This window comes from Sporolactobacillus sp. CQH2019 (assembly GCF_028765345.1).
Taxonomy (GTDB): domain Bacteria; phylum Bacillota; class Bacilli; order Bacillales; family Sporolactobacillaceae; genus Sporolactobacillus.
On sequence record NZ_JARAJZ010000019.1, the window covers coordinates 26,680 to 49,176 of the forward strand.

A 22,497-nucleotide genomic window follows, 5' to 3' on the forward strand; every position below is an offset into this window, starting at 1 on the left:
CCGGCTTTTTGGACAGGCTGCAATGGATGTCCGGCCATGAATACAATCTGTAAGCCTCTTGGCCGAATCCCGCCGCATCCGGCCCGGTTGTCAATGATGGAAAAAAAACTTTATCAAGCATAAAAAAGCGTAGTAAGCGGCAATAAGAAACAGAATGAGTACATACATCCATGCTCCGAAAGCAATGATTGCCTGCCCTATGCCGTATTGAAGCGTCCCCTGAATCAGCCGCTGAATGATCTGAAGCATCATATCTCCCCCCGGAATAGAAGCCGAGTCTGTTTCCCCTATGTCCGTGCGTATTTTTTAAACCAGTAAATAAGCAGCAGCAGGATCGGGATGGCGTTATAAAAAGGAATGTATTGCTGGAAACCCTGTATGACCAGATATTTTACGTGGAACGGGTAATTGGGCTCGTATACGCCCGAATACCAGAAGATAAAGGCACTGATGGGAATCAGCAGCCATCTGTAATCGTTCATTTTAAACAGGCTTGCCAGGATCATGGCCGATGACAGGACATGGATAATCGTCATATAAAAACCGCCGATAAAAATTAATAGGATTCCGAGAGCGTCAAGATTGGTAATGATGTCCCCGATACTGATCAGCTTGACAACTTCAAGAATGGGAATCGTCGACTTGGCGGCGAGATCGGCGCCGAGCGTTGAAACGATCGTAATCTGAGTGAACACCAGGAGAATCCCTGCTAGAATGACTGCTGAAAGAGTAACTTTACGGATTGATTTCTGATCGTTGGAGAAATGCCAGAACTGCATGAAGATAAACGAAAGGCCGAACGGAAAATTGACGACGACAGGATAGGACGCCTTTAATACGGGCGTGATGCCGTTTTCCAGTACCGGAGTCAATTCTTTCAGGTCGATCCTTCCGGAAGCCAGGACCAGAATATAGATTAAAATGATGAAGATGATAGTTATAGGCAAAAGAATCTCTGTTAAACGTGCGAATGTTTCGACACCCATGAATAATACATAGATAATGGTGATCAGAAAGATAAAAATGATGGCGGCCGAGGGTGTGTTTTGAAGAAATGTCATATTGAGAAGATCGGTAAATTCGCCGGCATTCCTTGTCGAATTAAAGATATCTAAAAAAGCATAAAACAGGCCTAACGGCCAGCCGATTATTTTTCCGAGCAGTGTCATGGTCAGTTCGGCAGTATTGTCATTTGGGAAGTGTTTCTGCAGTTCGGTAAAGACCCATATCAGCGCACATCCGGGCAGCATGGAAAGTAAGATAACGATCCATGCATCCCGCTTGGCATCTATACCCAATGCCCACAGATTGGTGCTTCCAATCTGCTCCATCATCACCAGGACGAACAACTGGTGCTTACTGATTTTCTCCATCTTAAACTCCTGCTTGTCGTTTCATATTAACTATTTTGTTCGTTTTTCGTCATTGTATTCACTCCTGCACGGATTCGGCCGCGAGAGCGCCAGTTTATAAATCGCTGAGACAGAAAGAAAAATATAAAACGGGATGGTCCGTCCTCAAGCGCCGCCGTGAACCGCAAAAGGACTGTTTCGCTATCGTCAGGCGATGGAAAGATTTGATGACGATTTAACAGAAAAATGTTAAACTGTTTAAATGGTCTAAAAAAAATGAGTTTTCATTGACGATATGACCCGGATGACGTTTGACGCAATATTTCTGTTCAAAGGAAAAGAGATATAATAAACAAAAGGTGTGGACGTAAGATGAAAAACAAAATGCGCCGTGAGATATCTACCTTTGCTCTGACTATGACCGGGCTGGGTTCTATCATCGGTTCCGGCTGGCTTTTCGGATCCTGGAAAGCAGCCAGTGTAGCCGGTCCGGCCGCTGTTTATTCGTGGATCATCGGGATGGTACTGATATTGTTCATAGGTCTGACTTTTGCCGAGCTGGGATCCTTATTTCCTACAGCGGGCGGAATGGTCAGATACGGCCAGTTTTCGCACGGTTCACTGGTCGGTTTTATTTCCGGATGGGCCAACTGGATTGCTATTGTATCCGTAATTCCCGTTGAAGCCGTCGCTTCGGCTCAATACCTCAGTTCATGGAACTTTGCCTGGGCCCATCGTCTCTATAACGGCTCCGAACTGACTCTGCCCGGGCTGTGCATTGCCGCAGCCCTCGTTTTTGTCTATTTTCTTTTAAATTATTTTACGGTCCGTTTATTTGCGCGGGTGAATGCGGCGATTACCGTTTTTAAATTTATTATTCCGTCGGCAACGATTATCGGCATTCTGTTTGCAGGTTTTCATGCTCATAATTTTGTCGCGCCGGCACAGGGCGGATTTATGCCGAACGGCTGGTCCGGTGTCCTGACGGCCGTTGCCACCTCCGGCATTGTCTTTGCCTTTAACGGATTTCAGAGTCCGATAAATCTGGCCGGGGAAGCGAAGAATCCCGGCCGCTCGATCCCGATTGCAGTCATCAGTTCGATTCTCATGGCCGGCGTGATCTATATCCTGCTTCAGGTCACCTTTATCGGCGGCGTGGCGCCGGGGATGCTGCAGTCGGGATGGTCCCATTTAAATCTCAGCTCACCGTTTGCGGACCTGGCCATGGCTTTAGGCCTAAACTGGCTCGTACTTCTTTTATTTGCAGACGCTTTTGTTTCGCCGTCGGGGACCGGCATCACCTACACGGCAACTACCGCCCGTATGATCTATGGAATGGAACGCAACGGATTCTTTCCCCGGGTGTTCGGCCGCGTGAACGGGACCGTCGGCGTTCCGCGCGCAGCGATGTGGCTGAATCTTGCTGTCTCGTATTTTTTCCTCTTTATGTTTCGCGGATGGGGCACTCTGGCTGGCGTTATTTCAGTGGCAACGCTCATTTCTTATGTCACGGGACCGATCTGCGTCATGGTATTCAGGCACCTTGATGAAGACAGCAACCATTCTTTTCACATAAAGGGTATGCCGATCATTGCTCCGATCGCCTTCATTTCGGCCTCTATGATTTATTACTGGGCGACGTGGCCGCTGACAGGGAAAGTGACGCTGATCATTCTCATCGGACTGCCCGTTTATTTCTATTATCAGGCGAAGGCGCATTTCGAGGGCTTTAAGCGCGACCTTAAAGCGGGAACCTGGCTGATTGTCTATCTTGCTTTCATGCTGATCATGTCCTGGATCGGCAGCAGCAAATTCGGCGGGCTGAATATTATCCCGTTTGGCTATGATTTTCTTGTTATTGCCGCATTTAGCATCGGATTCTATATCTGGGGCATTAAAAGCGGCTGGTTAACGGAGCAATTAAAGAAGCAGGAAAACATGATCCAGGAAAAGCAGGCTTTATAAACTATTACGGCGTTATCCGAGTCCGGTCCGGCGAAAATCGGGTGCAGATTCCGTCCTATCGGAACAACCACAGCGAAATAGAATGATAAGGGGGGCAGGGAAGACGGCTTCCCTTATTTATTGCTGATTTTTTAGAGCTGCAGGCGTTTTACGTTTGGTATCCTCCTATTTTAAGGCTTCCAGAGTCCCTTCACCACGCTCGTCAAACGGTCTTCTCCTGATCTGTCTTTTTCATAATTGCAGGTAGCAAATGCCGGTAAAGGACAGTAAAATCAAAGTAATGAGAATAAGAGAAGGTGAGGATCATACCTTTATAATGAGGAGATGATAGCATTTGCCGTTAAAAAATTACGGGGTTCTTAAGGGCGAAGCGGCCGGTACGATAAAGGCAGCGGAGGACAAGTCCCACTACCAGATCCTGATCAAAGATGGAGAAGGGACTGAGTATCGTGTCGCTGTCAATATTAAATCGCAGACCGACCCTTCGAAGGTCTTATATTTTGCAACGAACGACTTCCGTGCAGAAGAAACGGCCCGTTTATCTGCTCTGGAATCCGGTTTTACATCGATCAGACAGAATCATCCGGATATTGGGCTTGACTTTATAAGGGGAAACTTATTTGATCCGGGACAAATGATTCCTCTTCCGGCCGATGCAGGAGGTTCCGATAACGATTTAAACGAAAAAATTCAAGATTATATCAAAGAAGCAATGGATAAACGGGCGATCATTTACGCATTCGGCGATCGATGGGGTCCCGAGCTCAATCAAACGGATCCGTATTTCGGTTTTTCTCCCGGCAACGGCATTCATGATATTCATATGAATCAGGGAAATGTTGAAAAATATAAAAAGGATGACGGGACATGGCAGGACGGAGGCCTTCTCATTTATTTCGAACGGGAGCAAAGATGGGCCGCGATCTTTCTGGCTTTTCAATCGCAATCCTGGTGTACGGATCAGGACGGACATGCCCTCAAATCGGCGGAAGAATGCGGCCATGATTCTTTTATCCATCACTCAGGCCGCTCCTGATGTAAAAAAAAAGCCGAAACAAAATCGTCATTTGACTTTGTTCCGACTCTCTTCTTTTTCCGATCTTTTATTTATTTGCTGCCGCTTCAGCATAAGCTCTGTTCCGTTTCTTCATCTGGAAAGCATACCAGGTAAAGAGCAAAATATAACCGGCGATCGCGAGCAGAGCATAGACAATGTACATGCCCGCCTGAGACGTTGCGTGGCCGACCAGATAAGCCAGGAATTTTTCAATCGGACCTTCCATGGTCGTCTGGGAAATCAACTGGCCTTTCGGAACTCCGGACGGGAAGGCGCCGACTATTTTAGCCGTATGCGTGACAAAAGGTGCGGCCAGCGTGCCAGCCCAGAGGAATATCGGCAGTTCAAGAGCGCCGATGACAATCATCCGGATAATTTTTCCGCGTGTAACAACCAGCAGTGCCGGCGTGACGCCCATGGCGATGATGCCGCCGAGCGGGAGGAGGTGGTTGCCGGGCAGAATCAGCGCTTCACCCAGCATGATCGGAGCCAGAACATTGGCTGCCGCCCAAATTTCCGCACGGCCGGCGACGAACGGCCAGTCCAGTCCGACATTGAATTTTCGGCCTTTCAAATATTTGGTTGCTACATTTGAGATGCCTTGCGATAATGGCTCGACGGCTTTGATAAACCAGTTGCCGATTTGCGAAAACAGTTCCAGACACGTGCCGGCCGTAAACGCCAGCGTGAAAATAGCCTTAGGGTCCTGATGCGACATTAATCCGATAAACACGCCCAGATAGATGCCGATCGAAAAATTGCTGCCCCAGAAACCGATTTTTTTATTCAGTTTGGCTGCATCGAAATCGAATTTATCGAGCCATGGAAAAATGACATCGAATATTTTATTTAATACCATAATGGTCGGATTCATCATATAGTTCATATGCGTCGTCGTCATCGGGTTATTGTCGTTATGCAGCAAGTCGTTAAATGTCGGCTTCATCAGGTCGGAGTTGATGATCTTCAGGACACCGATCATCAGGACTAGCAGCGTAGCGATGAGCAGATTAGCGCCGGAGAAAATACATAACAGACCGACAAAAGCCGAATGCCAGACGTCGAAAATATCGACATCCAGTGTATTGGTCCGATTCAGAAGAATCATGACAATATTGAGGCAGACAAGGATAAGCAGAAAAAACAGCGTGTACGGGGATCCCCATGTGATCGTTGCCAGCGGGGCCCAGCCGACGTCTGTGATACTTAGTTGAATGCCCGTGGATTTGACAAACTCGGTCAATGCTGTTGAAAAAGCGGTCGTCAGCAAGCCGATCACTGCTGAAATACCGGTTAAGGCAATAGCCAGCCGGATGCCGCCTTCCAACGCTCTTGTGAATTTAACGCGAAAGATAAGAGCTATTATCGTTAAAACAATCAGCATGACCGGAGCGGCGCCGAGGGCAATGATTGGGTTAAAAATGCTGTTGGCAAAATGAATGATCGAATTCAATGATCTTCACCTCCGAATTATTGAAAAAGAACAGAATCTGTTTGGTTATTTTTTATTAAGGCTTTTAATTGTTTCTTCCATCTTGTCGTAAACAGGCTGTGCCATAGCCGGAATGCGGTAAAGGATCGGCCCGCATTCGACCACCGGGATTCTGACTTCAAATCCGAGATCGGGCGTGACGATCGGAGCGAGAATATCATAGTGGGAAACCATCTCCTCCGTCACATCCTTGATCATGACGGCATCACACTGGACCTCATATCCGCGATTGTGCATTTCCGATTCCAAAGCGTCGGCGATCTGATGACTTGAGTTTACGCCGGCTCCGCAAGCCGTTAAAATGTGTATCATTTGAAATTCCTCCTCTTTATTCCGGTTCTTTTTTGATTGACTTTGATCCTTCAGGCGGCATACTGACTTATTCATGCAGGCTTGTAAAGATTTTCCGCACAAGCCGAAATCACAGCGTGATGCACGTTGCGCCGTGGATCATGCGGGAAGATCCGGAAATGCTCTTCCTGACTTTCGGCTTTCCATCCTATCTCCTGATTCTTCGGGAATAACAGCTTTAAAAGTGCTGATCTTCTATTAAACACCGGCGGCCATTGTGTCAGTCCTCCTTCTCGTTCTAATATGTTCTTGTTTGTTTGATTTTTAAAGCACATGTTTAAGATAAAACGAAACGAAAGCGTTGTCAATATAAAATTGTGCTATTTATTTCTTTTAAAGTTTGATAATAATTTTTTATAGTTTTATATTCATGTTGACATTGCGATTAATGGGTGCTAAGTTGTTAATGTAAACAAATTCAAACATTATATAACATCAGTGATTCCGGTTTAAGGAGGTAAGTTTGATGAAAGTCATTATCGGTGCAGACAAAGACGGAGCACAGGCAAAGGACGATCTGATCGAAGCATTAAAGAGCGAGGGGTATGGAATCCTTGATCTTTCAGAAGAGGGGCAGGATTTTGTAGACGTCGCAGTAGCGGTGGCCAAAGAAACGCTCAAGGAAACGGACAATGGCAAAGATAAGAGCGAGGGGGCTCCGCGCGGGATTGTCATTGATAAGTGGGGGACCGACGCCTTCATGGCGGCCAACAAATTAAAATATGTGATTTGCGCCAACGTTTCCGACGAGCACTCGGCGCGAATGACCCGGCGCCACAACGGAGCCCTGATGATTACCCTCGGTACGGCCGTCGTTGGTCCGGAGCTTCTGAAGAGCTGTGTCAAAGCCTATCTCGAAGCACCGTTTGATGCCGGCCGTCACATGGTGCGAATTGACATGGTCAACAAAATGGCCTGACGGCGCGAACGGATAAATCTTATCATGATTGAAGGAGTGAGTAACAATGGCCAAAACCGTCATTTCAATCGGCAATGATCATATTGTGACAGATATTAAGGAGCGGCTTTCAGAGCATTTAAAAGAAGAAGGCTATGAAGTCATCGATAACGGTACGTACGATAGACTGCGGACACATTATCCGATCTACGGAAAGAAGACGGCGGAGAAAGTCGTCAACGGCGCGGCTAAGTTCGGAGTGGTTCTATGCGGGACCGGCGTCGGAATCAGTTCATCCGCCGATAAAGTTCCGGGCGCCCGGGTCGCCCTTGTCCGCGACGTATCGGAAGCCGTCTACGCACGCAAAGCGCTGAATGCTAACGTCGTTGCTGTGGGCGGACATATTACCGGGGTCGATCTGATTACTGCGATCGTCGATAAATTCATCACGACGGAGTACGAGAAAACTGCGGAACATGACGCCCTGATCCGTAAAATCGACGCACTTGAAGGTCCGAAACCTGAACAGACAGGCAATGAGCATTTCTTTGACGAATTCGAAAAGAAATGGGAAGAGGGCTACTATCACGACTGATTCCGGGCGGCGGGACCGTAAAACCGTTGCGGTGATCGGTCTGACGCTGTCTCGCCGGCCCAATCGCGGGTAAGGCGGTTCCGTACGGGAAAAATGAATGGAAATGGAGATGCAGAGAACATGCCGAAAACAGTATCGAACGGCCTAAAGTTCATTTATTTGGGAATTTGCCTCGTTTTTGTCGTCTGGGGTCTGCAGGAGTTTCTGAAAGCCGGCAGCATCTATTCCCTGTACGGATGGTGCTACATGATGCTTGGGACGGTTTCTCCTGCAGTTGTCCTGCTCAGCCACAGCAAACGGCGCAAAGAAGGCAGATATTTGTCCGCACGCTCGCAGCTTCTGCTTGAAGGGGCCGTGCTGATCGGTATTGTTCTTTTTGCTGCGGGCTTTACCGTTCCGATCGGATTCATTCCCAAGCTGATTATGAGTCTGTTCGGATTTTTTTTAGCCGTGCCTTTTTCATTCGTATACCTGTATCTGTCGCCGCCGAAATCTTCATCCCGCAAGACATCCTGATTCGAAAAAAGGAAAAAACAATCCTTTCAAAGGAAGGGATTGTTTTTTTCCTAAAACGGACGTGCCGAAATAGAAAATCTGCGTCCCGTTTCAGGCAGCATGATCGCTGCAGGGATATGAATCTAGGCGACTAGCCTGTGGTACCGATGCTGCCGGGATAAGATGTTCTCAACTCATGTATCCAATCGGGTCGAGGTCGCACCGAATCCGGCTACAGGCGCACCGAAATAGCGAAAAGTTGCACCGAATCCGGCTACAGACGCACCGAAACATCGGGAAGTCGCACCGAATCCGGCTGCAGACGCACCGAACAGGAGCGGTCGCACCGAATCCGGCTGCAGACGCACCGAAATAGCGAAAAGTCGCACCGAATCCGACTGCAGGCGCACCGAAATAGCGAAAAGTTGCACCGAATCCGGTTACAGACGCACCGAAATAGCGAAAAGTTGCACCGAATCCGGCTGCAGGCGCACCGAACAGGAGCGGTCGCACCGAATCCAGCTACAGACGCACCGAAATAGCGAAAAGTTGCACCGAATCCGGCTGCAGGCGCACCAAAATAGCGAAAAGTCGCACCGAATCCGGTTACAGACGCACCAAAATAGCGAAAAGTCGCACCGAATCCGACCGTGGCAGGGAGTTTAGCAGTTTATCGGTCGTTAGACGCTGCTTTTCGGTCATCACAGGGAGTTTATCGGTCGTTAGACGCTGCTTTTCGGTCACCGCGGGGAGTTTATCGGTCATTGTCGGCGCTTAATCGGTCTTCAGCAGTTACACCCGGTTTATCAACCGCAACAGGCGTTGATCGACCGTTGCGGAAGTTATGGATCGCCGGAAGCACTCTCCGTCTTTGAGAGATTGACGGTCTCAGGAAAAGTCGATCATCATCCGGCGGCCCAGCAGGAAAATGAACTAAAGGGATATTCGCAAAAACTATTATGAAACTTAAAGAGACTATTTTAATACGACTCGAGGAGAAATTGCGATGATTTTAACGCTGACGTTAAACCCCGCCATTGACATGAACTATCAGCTTGGACATCTGACGATTAATCAGGTGAATCGCTGCGGCCGTGTCATCAAAACTGCAGGGGGAAAAGGACTGAATGTCACACGTGTTTTAAAATGCGTAAACGCAGAGGTACTGGCAGCAGGCTTTCTTGGGGGGAAGACCGGCGAGTTCATAGCCGATGAGCTGGATCATGCAGGTGTCTCGCATCATTTTGTAACGATCAAAGGCAGCACGCGGCACTGCCTGGCGATCATGCATGAAGGGAATCAGACGGAGATTCTCGAGGACGGACCGTCCATCTCCGGAGATGAAGCGGCTGCTTTTTTGCGGGAATACGATCGTCTTCTTGATCAGGCGACGGTTGTCACAGCTTCCGGCAGTCTGCCCAAGGGGCTGCCAAAGACCTTTTATCAGCAATTGATCGAACGTGCGGCTAGGAAAAACAGAAAATTTCTTCTGGATACGAGCGGGGAATCGTTGAAGGCAGGAATTAAGGCATCTCCTTACCTGATAAAGCCTAATCAGGATGAACTGGCCGCTTTAATGGGAGAAGAGGCGGCCGGCGAAGCCGGGCTGGTCGCCAGTGCGCGGCGGCTGGCAGAGACAGGCGTCAGATTTATTGTCGTCTCGCTCGGCAAGAAAGGCGCTCTCGGGTATTTTAACGGACGTGCGTTCATTGCGGAACCGCCGGCCGTTCAGGCGGTCAATGCCGTCGGGTCGGGCGATTCGATGATTGCGGGTCTTGCCTACGGTATTGACCGCGGCCTTGCTCCTGAGGAGGCGCTCGCCTACGGTGCCGCTTTCGGCACACTAAATGCCATGGAAGCGCGTACCGGCTATGTCGATCAAGCGCAGGTCGAAGCTTTTAAGAAAAAAATAGCAATAAGGACAGTCGGCTGAAAAGGGGGAGAAGAAGAGTGAGTACGGATATTCAGAGCTTGTTTCGTGAAGATCTCGTCTTCTTTGAAAATGTGAAAAGCAAAGAAGCATTGTTTCAATCGGTCGGTGAAAAATTATTGCAGAAGAATCTGGTGAATCAGGGATATATTGAAGCCATTACGGAAAGAGAGAATAAATACCCGACAGGGCTTGATCTTGGCGTCGTGAAGGCCGGTTCATCCAACGTTGCTATTCCGCATACGGAAGTTGATTATTGCAACTGGAAAGGCATTGTTATCGCCCGCCTGGAAGAAGAGGTCATTTTTCACAATATGATAGCGCCCGACAAAAGTATTGCGGTCCGCTACGCCTTTTTTATCCTGAACAATGAAAAAAACAGCCAGACAAATATACTTTCCCATCTCATGTCCTTTTTTACTGCGGAGGACAAGATGTCCCGCCTGGATTCACTTAAAACGGGTCGGGAAATTTATCAGTTTGTTGTTTCTTAATCGGATCGGAGTTAGGAACTTTATCGCATTGCGGCAGTCATTTGAGCTAAAATATATGTGGAGGGTTTGCGGCATGGTAAGCATTCAAAAGGGCAAGTTCGGAGCACTCGAAAGACTTTCAGACAAGAACGGGATTATTGCGGCGTTAGCCATTGATCAGCGCGGATCTCTGAGAAAAATGATCGGAGCCGCCAAAGGGAGCGGTGCGACGACTGAAGAGCTGACAGATTTCAAGACGCTGATTTCGAAAGAGCTGACGCCTTATGCCAGCTCCATTCTGCTTGATCCGGAATTCGGTTTGCCGGCGGGCAGAAACCGCGACCGCCACTGCGGCCTGATCACTTCTTATGAAAAAACCGGATATGATGCACATACGCCCGGCCGCCTGCCCGATCTTCTGGCGAACTGGTCGGTCAAACGAATCAAAGAAGAGGACAGCGACGCCGCTAAAATCTTGGTTTACTATGATAAAGACGACAGCAAACAAATTAATGATGTAAAAAAAGCATTTGTTGAGCGCGTCGGTTCGGAATGCCGGGCGGAAGATATTCCTTTCTTCCTTGAACTGGTCACTTATGATGAAAAGGTGAGCGCCCCGGCGGATTACGCACGGATAAAACCGCAAAAGGTTATTGAGGCCGTAAAGGTATTTTCCGAAGAACGTTATGGCGTGGACGTTCTTAAGCTGCAGGTTCCGGTTGATATGAGCCGTGTAGAAGGCATCGGCGAAAATGAAGCGGTTTATTCAGATGAACAGGCCGGGGAATACTTCAGACAGGTCGATGAAGCGGCTAAAGTTCCTTACATCTGGCTGAGTGCCGGCGTTTCGGCGGAATTGTTCCAGCGCACGCTGCGCTTCGCCCGTGAGGCCGGATCAAGATTCAATGGCGTGCTGTGCGGCCGGGCAACGTGGCGCGAGGGGGTAAAAGCCTACGGGGAAGGAGGAGAGGAGAAAGCCGCCGAATGGCTGCGGACACAGGGCAGAAAGAATATCGAAGCATTGAATGCCGTCCTTGCCGAGAGTGCCACGCCGTGGTACGAAACATATGGCGGGAAAGAGCGGATTACCGTCGAATGAATTTCAGGCCGGCCATTTTTAAAAGCCGATGCAGTTTATCTGACAAAGTCATGCATGTCGTATGCTGGGGGAAGTGTGAATACCATGTTGAGAGAAGAGCGCTATCATAAAATTTTAAAAGAGATTGAACTCAATCGTATCGTGCGTGTATCGGATCTGGCGAAAAAATTAAAGGTGACCGAGATGACCGTACGACGGGATTTGAGCGATCTTGAGGAAAGAGACATGCTGGTCCGCGTTCATGGCGGAGCAAGAAAAAAACAGGACAATGATTATAAGGAATTGTCGCATCTTCAAAAACAGACGATCAACGTTGATAAGAAACGGTTTATTGCCAAGCACTGCGCGGACCTGATTCAAAATAATGACGTCGTTTTTATCGGACCGGGCACCACCGCCGGTTTTATCTATGAATTTCTTGATAAAGAGCGCTATGAACATGTGGATATCGTAACGAATTCGGTGACCGTCTTTGAGCAATTTAAAAATGATTTTCCCCGCTTTGAGATCATTCTGGTCGGCGGCCGATACCGCTCCAGAACCGAAACCTTCGTCGGCTATTTTACAAACAAAATGCTTCACGAGTTTAATGTCAATAAGGCGTTTATCGGAACAAACGGTATCGTGAAGACGAGTGTTACGACCGCTAATGAGGAAGAAGGAACCGCTCAAAAGATTATTCTCGATAATGCCGGAGAAACCTATATCTTAGCGGACAGCACAAAATTCGGCGTTGAAGCGTTCCATAATTTATATGATGTCCGGAACCTGACTGCGATCATTACCGATCCGTCGATTGATCCTCAGTTTGTTGCGTATTATGAGAAATTTGTAAAGATCATTAAATAGTCAGTCCGTGCCGTTTCGGGAAAATCTTTTACCGATTTGAACTTTTTCGGTGCAGGCGGCTGATTGAAGGTTTGGCGCGGAATCGGCTTTTCTATCTGTCAAACGCCGAACAGGCAAAAGAAAAGGGGATAAAAACATGTATGAGATCACCCAGTACAAAAAAGGCGGATTGAGCTTCATCCGGCTTTCCGGAGAAGGTGCCTATGCGGATGTCTGCCCGGAACGCGGGGCAATCGTGACTGCTTTTCACACATTAGGTAAAGATGTGCTGTTTTTGAATGAACAGACGCTTTTTGATCGGACCAAAAATGTCCGCGGCGGTATTCCGGTTCTATTTCCGATGGGCGGCCAGTTAACGGACGGCCGCTACGAATGGAACGGAACCGTCTATGAAATGGCGAATCACGGACTGGCGAGGACCCGGCCGTGGACGGTTGCGGGTCAAGCTGCCGATGAGCGGCATGCGGAACTGTCCGTTTCTTTTTTTAGCAACAAGGAAACCAAACAATCGTTTCCCTTTGACTTCGAAGTTGTCCTGACTTATAGACTTGAAAAGGGCCGATTGACGATTCAGCAGCTTTACAAAAATCTCTCTTCGGATGCCATGCCGATCTATCCCGGTTTTCACCCGTATTTCCATATCCCGAATAAAGTCGTCAACGTGAAGACGGATGCAACTCAATATCTCGATTATAATGATCAGGCGATCAAGCCGTTTGACGGAACGATTGATATGAGCGATCTGGCCGAGGCAGTCGTGTTTCGGGACCGTTCAGATGAAGTGGAAGCCGGCTTCGATGAATCGGACAGACTGGTTATTGAAAAGGATCCGGCTTTTCGTTATATCGTGCTTTGGACGGAAAGAGACAAGGATTATGTGTGCATTGAACCTTGGACAGCGAAGAAAAATGAATTTAATGAGAAGCAGGAACTCTTATACGTAAAAAAAGAGCAGCCGCTTCAGCTCTCAGTGGCTATTTATCTGAAAAAACGCTCGTGAGCCCTTGAACAGATACGGAAGAGGCCGTCTCCTTGATGGCAGAAACCCCCTTTGGATTGACAGAAGACATCATAAAATCTGCTCATCCAAAAGGGGGTTTTGCAGTGTGAGAAAACGTGTGAACTACTCGCCATAAATGGTGAACTTCTGGGAACACAGCAGAGTTACTTTAGGGTCCCTTGAAGAGGCTCCAAGCAGCGGTCACTGCTTTTAACTACGGCCGTCCCGGCTTCCGCAAAAACCGTTATTTGCCAAAGCGGCAATTAAAAACGTATTTTCTCCGTCTGTTCATTTTTTTTGAACTTTTTTTATTCTTATTTTTAAAAGAGGGAAATCGGGCAGCCGGATCGGCCTCGTAAACAGAACGTCACATCTTTTTGTAAAGGAGCATTAACAATCGGTTGTCGTATTGGTAAAATATTCTTGGGACAGGAGAACTAGTCCTCAAGGCCTTCAGTGTGATGCAAGATCTGTATTCTTTTTAAGCGCGAACCGGTAAATGAAAGCGCTTTATAATATAGGGTTCTCAACGATTCGGTCGAGGGAGTATTTTTTCGATGAAGCGATGCGGAACAAAGTGTCTCACGAAGGAGGAAATCAAGATGAACATTGCAAAAGCGGTACTCACAGGATTGCTCGCGGCGGGCTTATTGACAGGGATCAGTACCAGTGCTTTTGCGGCGGTGCCGCAGTCGTCTGCCACAGAGGCAAGCGTCACTTTTCAACCGGAGGATAACGGGGGTTCGGGAGGCAACACCGGAGCGCTAAGATTGGACAAGGTACCGGACGCCTTTAATTTCGGGACGCAGACACTTTCCTCACAGCCGCAGGATGACACGCTTAACCCGGGAAGCAATCCGACTTTGACGGTAACGGATAACCGGGGAACGGGCGCCGGCTGGGAAGTCACTGTACAGGCTCCTAAACTGCAGACCCCGTCCGGAAAAACATTGGACGGAGGCAATATTGTCATTGATCAGGCCCAGAATCTCAATGGGAATGGAAGTGTCTCGCTGCCGCCGACGGTTTCCCAATCGGTGACAGCAGATACCGCGGACACGAACGGCAATCCCGTACCGGTCGTAATTGCGGGTGCCCAGGCCGATCAGCATCAGGGAATGGGAACATGGGCGATCAACTGGGAGGACAATCAGATCCATTTAAAAATCAACCCCGGTGAAGCATACAGCGGCGAAACGTATACAACGACGATCACCTGGACTTTGAATGATACTCCGGTTCAGTAAAACCGGAAAACTGAAAGGCATCCTTCATAAACGAGGCGTTCGTTAAATGAAAAGGATCAAATGGCTGTCTGTCATTGTCTGTCTAGCAATCGGTATGGTTCCGGGAAACATTGCCCATGCTGCTTCAACCAACTTTACCGTTACGGCCGTCATTCCGAGCAATCAAATCGATAAAAATCAAACTTATTTTGATTTAAGAATGGAACCGAAGCAGACTCAGACGATTCAGGTGAGAATCGACAATCATTCCGACCGTCAAATGACGGTCATCCCGTCGATCATCAATGCAACGACTACTCTTTACGGGGATATCAATTATACGGATGAACATGCAAAAGCGGATGAAAGCCTGAAATTTCCGCTGACATCAATCGTGCAGCCGGTGCATGCCGTCACTCTGAACGGCCGCGAGTCCAGGCTGCTTGATCTCCGTCTGGTGATGCCGGAAGAAAAACAAAACGGCGTGATATTGGGAGGCATTCATTTCATTGAAAAGAGCGATCAGGCTGCAAAGCCGGAAAAACATTCGGCCATTCTGATTCAAAACCAATATGCTTATGTTATCGGGCTGAAGCTGAATGAGGGAACGGCGGTTCAGCCCGACCTTCATTTTAAGTCGATCAAAATGTATGCGCTGAACAATCAGGAAATTGCGGCCATGAACATTCAGAACAGCAGGGCCGTCATTGTTCACGATCTGTCCGTTAAGACGCGGGTCATGAAAGAAGGGTCCAAAAAAATCATACAGTCCGGTACAAAGAAGAATATGCGCATGGCGCCGAATTCAAATTTCGATATGCCGATCATCCAGAATGTTGCCAGTCTCCGGCCCGGAAAATATGATGTCCATCTTTTTGCCGAAGCGAACGGGAAAAGCTGGACAGCCGACAGGACCTTTGTCATTAAGGGAGATGAAACGGTGCCTGCTCATCGTTCGCAGGCCTATTCATCCCTTTACAAATGGCTGGGAGGCGCATTGTTCATCGTATTGATTGCGATCATTTTCTACCGGCTTGGCAAACATCAGAGAAAAAACGGGTAAAAACGGAGAAAAGAGGACGGACGAAAAAAGATGAAGAAATTTCTTTTGCTTTTTCTGCTGACGGCGCTCTCTTTTTTTACACTGAATGTACACAGCAGTGACGCGGCCGCCTCTCCCGTGACCATGAATCCCCTTTCCCTGACACACCAGCCGAATGACCTGACGGGAGGAACGGTCGTGCTTCGCTGGGACGGGACAGCCCGTGTAGCCGATATCCTTGATCTGTCCAATATGAGCTATACTGTCCATTTCACTATTCCTGAAGAATTGCGCTACCTGATGGATGATCCGGCCGCATTCAAGAATAATATATCTGCGTCCTATCAATATCCTTTTATTAATCTGCTTGGAATCATAACCGGTTACGGAACCCAGACGGTCAGCGGCGATGACATGCAGATTGACGCGGGTACGGGGGATATTTCCTTCACCGTGAGCTATGCTTATGTCAGTCTGCTCAATCTCATCGGTACGTTGAACGTGTCGCATTCGCTCACCATTCATCTCGATCAGATGGGTGTGACAAAATTGCCGCCGAACCCTGACAAAGAATTGACGTTTACCGGCACGCTCCTTGACCAGACATCTTCTGTTTCACTGCCGACGTGGTATCGTCAGCTGGGGATTCATTTGCTTGATCCGGCGGCAGACAGCACTAATGTTCTGACTCTTCCGGTCGGAAACAACGGGGAACCCTTCAATCCCTTGGGGCAGGTCAAGGTCATCGATGAAGAAACGGGCGATGCGGTTCCGGATGCGACGGTGACCGTAACGGCGGACGATGTGAACAGCGGCGGCCACTTGTGGCTGGCGGGAGATTACCCGCTTACCTATCAGGCGACGGACAGCTACGGTATCCGTGCGGCCCGGACCGTTACCGTACGAATCGTTCCCGGAGGACTGTCGTTTGTAAGTGTCCCCGGTCAGCTGACCTTCGCAACAGCCGTGATTTCATCGGAACCGCAGTGGATCGCACGGGCCAACCCGTCCGACTGGGTCATTGAAATAGAGGATTTACGCGGCGAGGCGGAAGGCCGGTGGTCGATCTGGGTGAGTGCCGCCCGGCTTATGAATGCGTCGGGCGATTCCCTGCAGGCCGGAACATTATCCGTCTATGGCGGGGCCGGCGATGCTTCCCAGATGACAGCCCAATTGGGGGACGGCCAGAGTCACGAAGTCGTCAGCGGAACGACCTATCCGTCCGATCAGGGATATAAAACGATTGCGTGGGATAAAGACAGCGGGCCGCTGCTGCATGTATCCCCTGGCGACGCCTATGCGGGGACATACCATTCTCTTTTGACCTGGACGCTGATTGATGCCCCCTGATCATCGGGAACGGCCATTTTTTTAGCCCTATACTTTAATCTGTCAGAGGCGGGCACGGGAACATGTCAGACGCGGGCTTTTCTTCGTGATCGCTTAAACCGGAAAAAACTCGGGATGGGTCTTCATCCCGAGTTTTAACTGCCGTTCCGGCTGAGCTCCAGGCCACCGGCAAGGTATCCTGTGGCAGCAGTTTTTTTCCTGCCTTGCTCTTCTTATCAAAAATTTCTCTTCGGCGAATGGGACCTTACGGAATTCGGCCGCTCCATTAATGAGACTGCCGGCCGAGTCAGGTATCCACGGATAAATCGTATACGATGTGATAGGATTGTTCCTGATGCGGGCGTAAAAGGATGTCCCCGAACTCCGGATGATGGACGGCATCGGGCAATGTCTGCGGTTCGAGAGCGACCGCCATAAAAGGCTTCAAATCCGTTCCCCCGTTAACGTTTTCAGGACCGGCGATTGTATTCAGTGTATACATGATTAATCCGTTGCGGTCGGAATACAGATCGACATGGCGTCCATTATTGATATTTTTCAGCGTTGCGATTAAGGATCCGGAAACCCGGAAAGGATGATCGTATCCCGGAAAACCGTCTTTTCTGACCGATTCAATCATTTTGTCCAATGGCCGTGATCGCTGAAAATCGAAGGACGTGTTCTCGACCGGGAGCAGTTTGCCGGTCGGAACCAGGTCGCCGCCGAGCTCGGCAACCCGGTCTGCATGAATTTCCAGTTGATGATTTGCCAGTCCGCGCGTTTTATCCTGGTTAAGATTGAAATAACTGTGAACGGTCGGATTAAATAAAGATGTTTCATCCGAATCGTCAAATCCTTTGAATTCAATATGAAACTGATGGTTTTCTCCCCATCGGTAGACGACGGAAGTTTTCAGTATTCCGGGAAAACCGTCTTCTTCCGGTTTGATTTCGCGTGAAAACTCAATGCCGTTTTTCGTGATGCCGGCATTCCACCATGCATGGTGGAATCCGTCGGCCCCGCCGTGAAGAGTATTCATTCCTTCATTCTGCGGCAGACGGTATTGCCGGCCGTTTAGCCGGTAAGAGCCGTCTTTGATGCGGCCGCCGGCTCTTCCGATCGCTTTACCGAAAAAGTAAGTCTGGTCACGATATAGTGAAGCAGGATCAGTGAACTGCAGCAGAATATTACTGCAATCTCCCGATTTGTCCGGCATAATCAGCGATGTCAGCGCTGCACCGTAATTAATGCAGGAAAACGCGTACCCGTCGCCATTGTCGGCCGTATATTTTGTAAAATTGCCCGCTTCGCTTTTTACTACTTCTTGCGTAATGACTGTAACCACTGTGATCGCCCTTCTTTCGCAGCTTATAATCTGTAGTGTTTTTCACTAAACCCGTTTACAGAAAAACGTCTCACCGTCAAAAAGCCGCCCTCTTTGTAAATGATTTCTCGCTTTCTTGCGATCCGGGACCTTTCGACCTTTTCCAGAACTTTTTTTGCTTCCGGGGCCAAAATGAGATGATGTTCGGATAACGAAAAAATCTGTGTACCGCTGCCAGAATGACCTTTGATTATTTCTTTGAATCCGTTTTCATGATATAATTAATACGTATAAATGTCAATTAAAAAATATATTATGCAATAAAATGTTTGAAGATAATGTCCTGATCATCTATCATTAAATGCAAAAAGAGGCCGATTTTGAATTCTTCATAAAGAGGAAGTATGGTATTATTATTAAAATCACTGTTTTATTACTATCTATAAATTTAATTAAAGGAAATGTAACATGACAAAAAAGTATGAGCAGATCAAACAGGATCTCAGTGAGAAAATTTTAGCGGAAGAATACACAGTAGGTGAGAAGCTGCCGACCGAGTCGGAACTGATGGAGATTTATCATGTGAGCCGTTTCACAGTGAGGCACGCGATTGATGAACTGGAGAAAGAGAATTATGTTTATCGTATTCAGGGGGGAGGAATTTTTGTCGATGACTGGAAATCCAAACCAAAAACCGAGATCAGAAATAAAACAATCGGCCTGATTACAACCTATACATCAGATTACATTTTTCCGAATATTATCACGGGAATTGATAATTTTATATCGAATTACGGTTATTCCATTCTGATTGCCAATACACAGAACAATCCTGAGAAAGAGCGCAAGAGCCTGACGAATTTGTTGTCGAATGGATTATCCGGCTTAATCGTTGAGCCGACACAGAGCGCGTTAAATAATGCCAATAAAAACATTTATGATAACATCAAGTCAATGGGGATACCGATGCTGTTTTTCAATGCTGTCTACGATGATCTGGATGTTCCCTATTTAGTCATGGACGATGTAAAAATCGGAAAAATGATGACAAACTATTTAATTGCACGGGGACACAAACAAATTATCGGCATTTTTAAAGTTGACGATAAACAGGGCATTCACCGAATGAACGGTTACATTAAAGCCTATCAGGAACATCCTGAGATTTCCAATATGAGTGAAATCATGATGTATCAGACGGAAGAAAATAAAATCAACCTGTTTAAAAAGCTGCACACCATCCTGACGCAATCTAAGTTTGTTCCGACGGCGATTATTTGTTATAACGATCAACTGGCGATCCAGGTTATCAATTTTGTGCAGGAAATGGGTTTGAAGATTCCTGAAGATCTCTCCATTGTCGGCGTCGATGACTATCGATTCTCGAAATATATCAAACCAAGCTTAACGACCGTTCGTCACCCGCAGGAAAAAATGGGACTGGATGCCGGAAAGATGATTATCGATATGCTGAATAAGAGGCCGGTAACATCGAAAGTATATGAACCCGATATTATCGAACGGAACTCTGTAAGAACGATTCGCCCGTCCCAGGATGCGTCTTCAATAAAATAATTCGGAAGAGAGAAGCAGACGGCCTAAATTCCGAACTTAAGAAGAGTGCTTCGTATAAAAAATCATGAGTTTTTTCCCTGGCTGAAAATATTTTTTAGTGAACCTGCTGCGGCCCGGGTCATTGGATACAGTGAGTTTTCGCATAACGGACAGACTTTTGGTGTATAATGGTCTTCTTTCCGACTCAAATTAACGCCTGCATCGGTTGCTTTTCGTGTCCCGGAATAAGGAAAGGGCCTGTCAGAGGGGGCCTCTTTTTTCCGTTTCATTAAATTAATCATTGCTCCGCCGATGCCTCCTTTATATCTCCGTACTGTTTCTACTGCTGCCCTCCGCAGATAGGCCGGACTCTTCGCAATGCATGGAATATTGATGAAGGGGAAATGGTTTGATTAGAAACTGAGGCGTCCAAACAAAAAGCGTTTCCTCATTTATGCTGAAGAAACACTTTTGCTTTGTCGCTATCTCATTTTTTCTATTGTTTTATTTGTATCTTTTCAACCTAGGCACCTGGCATCTGAAGCCGGTTCGCCGGCTCAGTACTGTATTGGGATCGATTCCCTATTCCTTATGAATTGAGATCTCATGGGACAGATTCAGTTCTGTTTCAGCGGCTTCACTTGTATCTCCGCCGTCCCGCCGGATTTCTGTTTTTCATGATCGCTTTCCGAAGAATGATACCCTTTTGCTGCGCTCCATTCCGGAAGGCCGCTGTTGTGTTAGGGCACTGAATTCAGTTCCGGAAGCCCTGCATACCTACCATAAACTGATGGTTTCTTTTTCTGCCGTCAGTCACGTTCGCTTCCGTTATGAAATGGACTTAATTGCCGCAGATTCAATGGGTAAGCCTTCCTGATATCTTTTAATAAATGCTTCATATCCGGCAACCCCTTCAGGCTCCGGGCTTAAGGTCATACTTTCGGGATTGGCGAAAACTTCCTGATCCAAAAAGTCTTCTAAACTTTGATGAGCATTTCCATGCCTGGCGAAAGCGGCTAATACAGCCATACCCCAGGCGCCGCCTTCACCGGCTGTGCTCATAACGGTAATGGGCGTATTTAAGGCGTTGGCCAGGATCTGCTGGCCGATGACCGGCGTTTTGAATAGGCCGCCCTGAGCAATCATCACGTCTGTTTTTATGTGTTCCTCATTTTTCAAAATATCCATTCCGATTTTAAGCGGCGCAAATGCAGCATAGATTTGAGTCTGGACAAAGTTTGCCAGTGTAAACGAACTGTCGGGAACTCTGAGAAAAAGCGGCCGCCCGGCGGGCATTTTCGTTATATTTTCACCCGATAAATAGCTGTAATTCGTTAACCCGCCCGCATCAGGATCCGCTTTCGTAGTGACCAAAAATAATGTCTCATATAAACGGTCCGCTTTCAAATCGATGCCGAGGCGTTCGGCAAATTCTTTAAAAACATTTGCCCATGCATTAATATCAGACGAGCAATTGTTAATATGGACCATCGCGACCGGCGCTCCATTGGGCGTGGTCACGATATCGATATCCCGATGCACCTTTTTTAATGGCTGATCAAGCACAACCATTGAAAAAGCAGACGTTCCGACGGATATATTTCCTGTCCGTTTACGGACGCTATTGGTACTGACCATACCGGTCCCGGCATCGCCTTCTGGCGGAGCCATTAAACTGCCTTCCTGAAGATTCCCACTGACGTCCAGCAATTCGGCTCCTTCCCGGGTCAATGTTCCCGCATGATTGCCGGCTTTTAAAACTTTAGGCAGGATATCCCGGATCGCCCATTGATAAGATGCCACATTTTCAAGGCTTTCGAACTTATCGAGCAAATCTTCAGCATAAGTTCCGGCAGCTTCATCGATTGGGAAAACACCGGAAGCATCCCCGATTCCCAGAACCTTTTCTCCGGATAATTTCCAGTGTACATAGCCGGCCAGGGTCGTTATAAAATGAATGTCTTTCACATGCGGTTCTTGATTTAATATGGCCTGATAAAGATGGGCGATACTCCATCGCTGCGGAATATTAAAGTGAAACAGTTCAGTCAGTTCATCAGCGGCCTGCCCGGTGATGTTGTTGCGCCAGGTCCGAAAGGGAACCAGTAAAGTATCATTCTTTGAAAAAGCCAGATATCCATGCATCATAGCGCTTACACCGATCGCGCTGATTTTTGTTAAATTCGTGTGATACTTTCCTTGAATTTCTGCTGCGATTTGCTTATAGCTTCTTTGAATGCCCTTCCAGGCTTCATCTAATGAGTAGGTCCAAATTTCATTCTCGAATTGATTCTCCCAGACGTAGCTTCCGGAAGCAATGGTATTAAAGTCGTCTGTTACCAATACGGCCTTAATGCGGGTTGACCCTAATTCGATGCCCAATGAGACATTTCCCTGCTGAATGGCCTTAGAAGTTTCAACTAAGTTCATTTGCTTTACCTCCGAACCTTATAAATCTATATAAAT

The 22,497-nt window shown here is 47.7% G+C and carries 21 protein-coding genes; 14 read left to right on the forward strand and 7 right to left on the reverse strand.

Translation table 11 applies throughout. The annotated features are described in order from the left end of the window. Positions 1–90 precede the first annotated feature (90 nt). Both OYT88_RS19125 and OYT88_RS19130 read right to left on the reverse strand, forming a co-directional pair. Complete coding sequence (locus tag OYT88_RS19125; protein WP_274401964.1) at positions 91–249, reverse strand: hypothetical protein; 159 nt, start codon at positions 247–249, stop codon at positions 91–93. 38 nt (positions 250–287) lie between these two features. Further along, entirely contained in the window at positions 288–1,373 is a 1,086-nt protein-coding gene (locus OYT88_RS19130; protein ID WP_274401965.1) for a GerAB/ArcD/ProY family transporter, read from the reverse strand. 351 nt (positions 1,374–1,724) lie between these two features. On the opposite strand from OYT88_RS19130, the gene OYT88_RS19135 reads away from it, so the two are divergent. Together OYT88_RS19135 and OYT88_RS19140 are read left to right on the forward strand one after the other, a co-directional pair. Continuing rightward, on the forward strand, positions 1,725–3,317 hold the full coding sequence (locus OYT88_RS19135) for an APC family permease (RefSeq protein ID WP_274401966.1): 1,593 nt from the start codon (positions 1,725–1,727) through the stop codon (positions 3,315–3,317). A gap of 334 nt (positions 3,318–3,651) precedes the next feature. Continuing rightward, positions 3,652–4,353, forward strand: a complete 702-nt coding sequence (locus tag OYT88_RS19140; protein WP_274401967.1) for a YukJ family protein — start codon at positions 3,652–3,654, stop codon at positions 4,351–4,353. Between the two features lie 67 nt (positions 4,354–4,420). Here the strand turns inward: OYT88_RS19140 and OYT88_RS19145 are convergent, their stop codons facing one another. Further along, entirely contained in the window at positions 4,421–5,827 is a 1,407-nt protein-coding gene (locus OYT88_RS19145; protein WP_274401968.1) for a PTS galactitol transporter subunit IIC, read from the reverse strand. Between the two features lie 45 nt (positions 5,828–5,872). Beyond that, positions 5,873–6,178: a PTS sugar transporter subunit IIB gene (locus OYT88_RS19150; protein WP_274401969.1), complete on the reverse strand. Its 306-nt coding sequence runs from the start codon at positions 6,176–6,178 to the stop codon at positions 5,873–5,875. Positions 6,179–6,683: 505 nt separating this feature from the next. Here OYT88_RS19150 and OYT88_RS19155 point away from each other — a divergent pair. The 3 genes from OYT88_RS19155 to OYT88_RS19165 all read left to right on the forward strand — a co-directional run bounded on the left by OYT88_RS19155 (position 6,684) and on the right by OYT88_RS19165 (position 8,226). Beyond that, positions 6,684–7,136, forward strand: a complete 453-nt coding sequence (locus tag OYT88_RS19155) for an RpiB/LacA/LacB family sugar-phosphate isomerase (protein ID WP_274401970.1) — start codon at positions 6,684–6,686, stop codon at positions 7,134–7,136. 46 nt (positions 7,137–7,182) lie between these two features. After that, the gene (lacB, locus tag OYT88_RS19160; protein ID WP_274401971.1) at positions 7,183–7,710 is read left to right on the forward strand and encodes a galactose-6-phosphate isomerase subunit LacB; all 528 of its coding nucleotides are present in this window, start codon (positions 7,183–7,185) and stop codon (positions 7,708–7,710) included. A gap of 120 nt (positions 7,711–7,830) precedes the next feature. Then, the gene (locus OYT88_RS19165) at positions 7,831–8,226 is read left to right on the forward strand and encodes a hypothetical protein (RefSeq protein WP_274401972.1); all 396 of its coding nucleotides are present in this window, start codon (positions 7,831–7,833) and stop codon (positions 8,224–8,226) included. Positions 8,227–8,399: 173 nt separating this feature from the next. Here the strand turns inward: OYT88_RS19165 and OYT88_RS19170 are convergent, their stop codons facing one another. Continuing rightward, positions 8,400–8,594 (reverse strand): hypothetical protein, encoded by a 195-nt coding sequence (locus OYT88_RS19170; RefSeq protein WP_274401973.1) that lies wholly within the window; start codon positions 8,592–8,594, stop codon positions 8,400–8,402. A gap of 617 nt (positions 8,595–9,211) precedes the next feature. Between OYT88_RS19170 and pfkB the strand changes: the two genes are divergently transcribed. From pfkB to OYT88_RS19210, 8 genes are all read left to right on the forward strand, one after another. Continuing rightward, the gene (gene pfkB, locus OYT88_RS19175) at positions 9,212–10,138 is read left to right on the forward strand and encodes a 1-phosphofructokinase (protein WP_274401974.1); all 927 of its coding nucleotides are present in this window, start codon (positions 9,212–9,214) and stop codon (positions 10,136–10,138) included. Positions 10,139–10,155: 17 nt separating this feature from the next. Then, positions 10,156–10,629, forward strand: coding sequence for a PTS sugar transporter subunit IIA (locus tag OYT88_RS19180; protein WP_274401975.1), 474 nt, complete (start codon positions 10,156–10,158; stop codon positions 10,627–10,629). A gap of 73 nt (positions 10,630–10,702) precedes the next feature. Further along, positions 10,703–11,707, forward strand: coding sequence for a tagatose-bisphosphate aldolase (lacD, locus tag OYT88_RS19185; RefSeq protein WP_274401976.1), 1,005 nt, complete (start codon positions 10,703–10,705; stop codon positions 11,705–11,707). Between the two features lie 84 nt (positions 11,708–11,791). After that, the gene (locus OYT88_RS19190) at positions 11,792–12,556 is read left to right on the forward strand and encodes a DeoR/GlpR family DNA-binding transcription regulator (RefSeq protein ID WP_274401977.1); all 765 of its coding nucleotides are present in this window, start codon (positions 11,792–11,794) and stop codon (positions 12,554–12,556) included. A 136-nt stretch (positions 12,557–12,692) separates the two neighbouring features. After that, positions 12,693–13,556 (forward strand): aldose epimerase family protein, encoded by an 864-nt coding sequence (locus tag OYT88_RS19195; RefSeq protein ID WP_274401978.1) that lies wholly within the window; start codon positions 12,693–12,695, stop codon positions 13,554–13,556. A gap of 602 nt (positions 13,557–14,158) precedes the next feature. Further along, positions 14,159–14,803 (forward strand): WxL domain-containing protein, encoded by a 645-nt coding sequence (locus tag OYT88_RS19200; protein WP_274401979.1) that lies wholly within the window; start codon positions 14,159–14,161, stop codon positions 14,801–14,803. A gap of 46 nt (positions 14,804–14,849) precedes the next feature. Next, positions 14,850–15,845: a WxLIP family cell surface protein gene (locus tag OYT88_RS19205; RefSeq protein WP_274401980.1), complete on the forward strand. Its 996-nt coding sequence runs from the start codon at positions 14,850–14,852 to the stop codon at positions 15,843–15,845. Positions 15,846–15,875: 30 nt separating this feature from the next. Continuing rightward, complete coding sequence (locus tag OYT88_RS19210; RefSeq protein ID WP_274401981.1) at positions 15,876–17,174, forward strand: WxL domain-containing protein; 1,299 nt, start codon at positions 15,876–15,878, stop codon at positions 17,172–17,174. A gap of 286 nt (positions 17,175–17,460) precedes the next feature. Here the strand turns inward: OYT88_RS19210 and OYT88_RS19215 are convergent, their stop codons facing one another. Then, complete coding sequence (locus OYT88_RS19215; protein WP_274401982.1) at positions 17,461–18,498, reverse strand: aldose epimerase family protein; 1,038 nt, start codon at positions 18,496–18,498, stop codon at positions 17,461–17,463. A gap of 447 nt (positions 18,499–18,945) precedes the next feature. On the opposite strand from OYT88_RS19215, the gene OYT88_RS19220 reads away from it, so the two are divergent. After that, positions 18,946–20,052 carry a GntR family transcriptional regulator gene (locus OYT88_RS19220; RefSeq protein ID WP_274401983.1) on the forward strand — a complete coding sequence of 369 codons (1,107 nt, stop codon included), beginning with the start codon at positions 18,946–18,948 and terminating at the stop codon, positions 20,050–20,052. A gap of 807 nt (positions 20,053–20,859) precedes the next feature. On the opposite strand, the gene OYT88_RS19225 is transcribed toward OYT88_RS19220, so the two are convergent. After that, a complete protein-coding gene (locus tag OYT88_RS19225) occupies positions 20,860–22,461 on the reverse strand; it encodes a xylulokinase (protein ID WP_274401984.1) in 1,602 nt (533 codons plus the stop codon). Between the last annotated feature and the right edge of the window lie 36 nt (positions 22,462–22,497).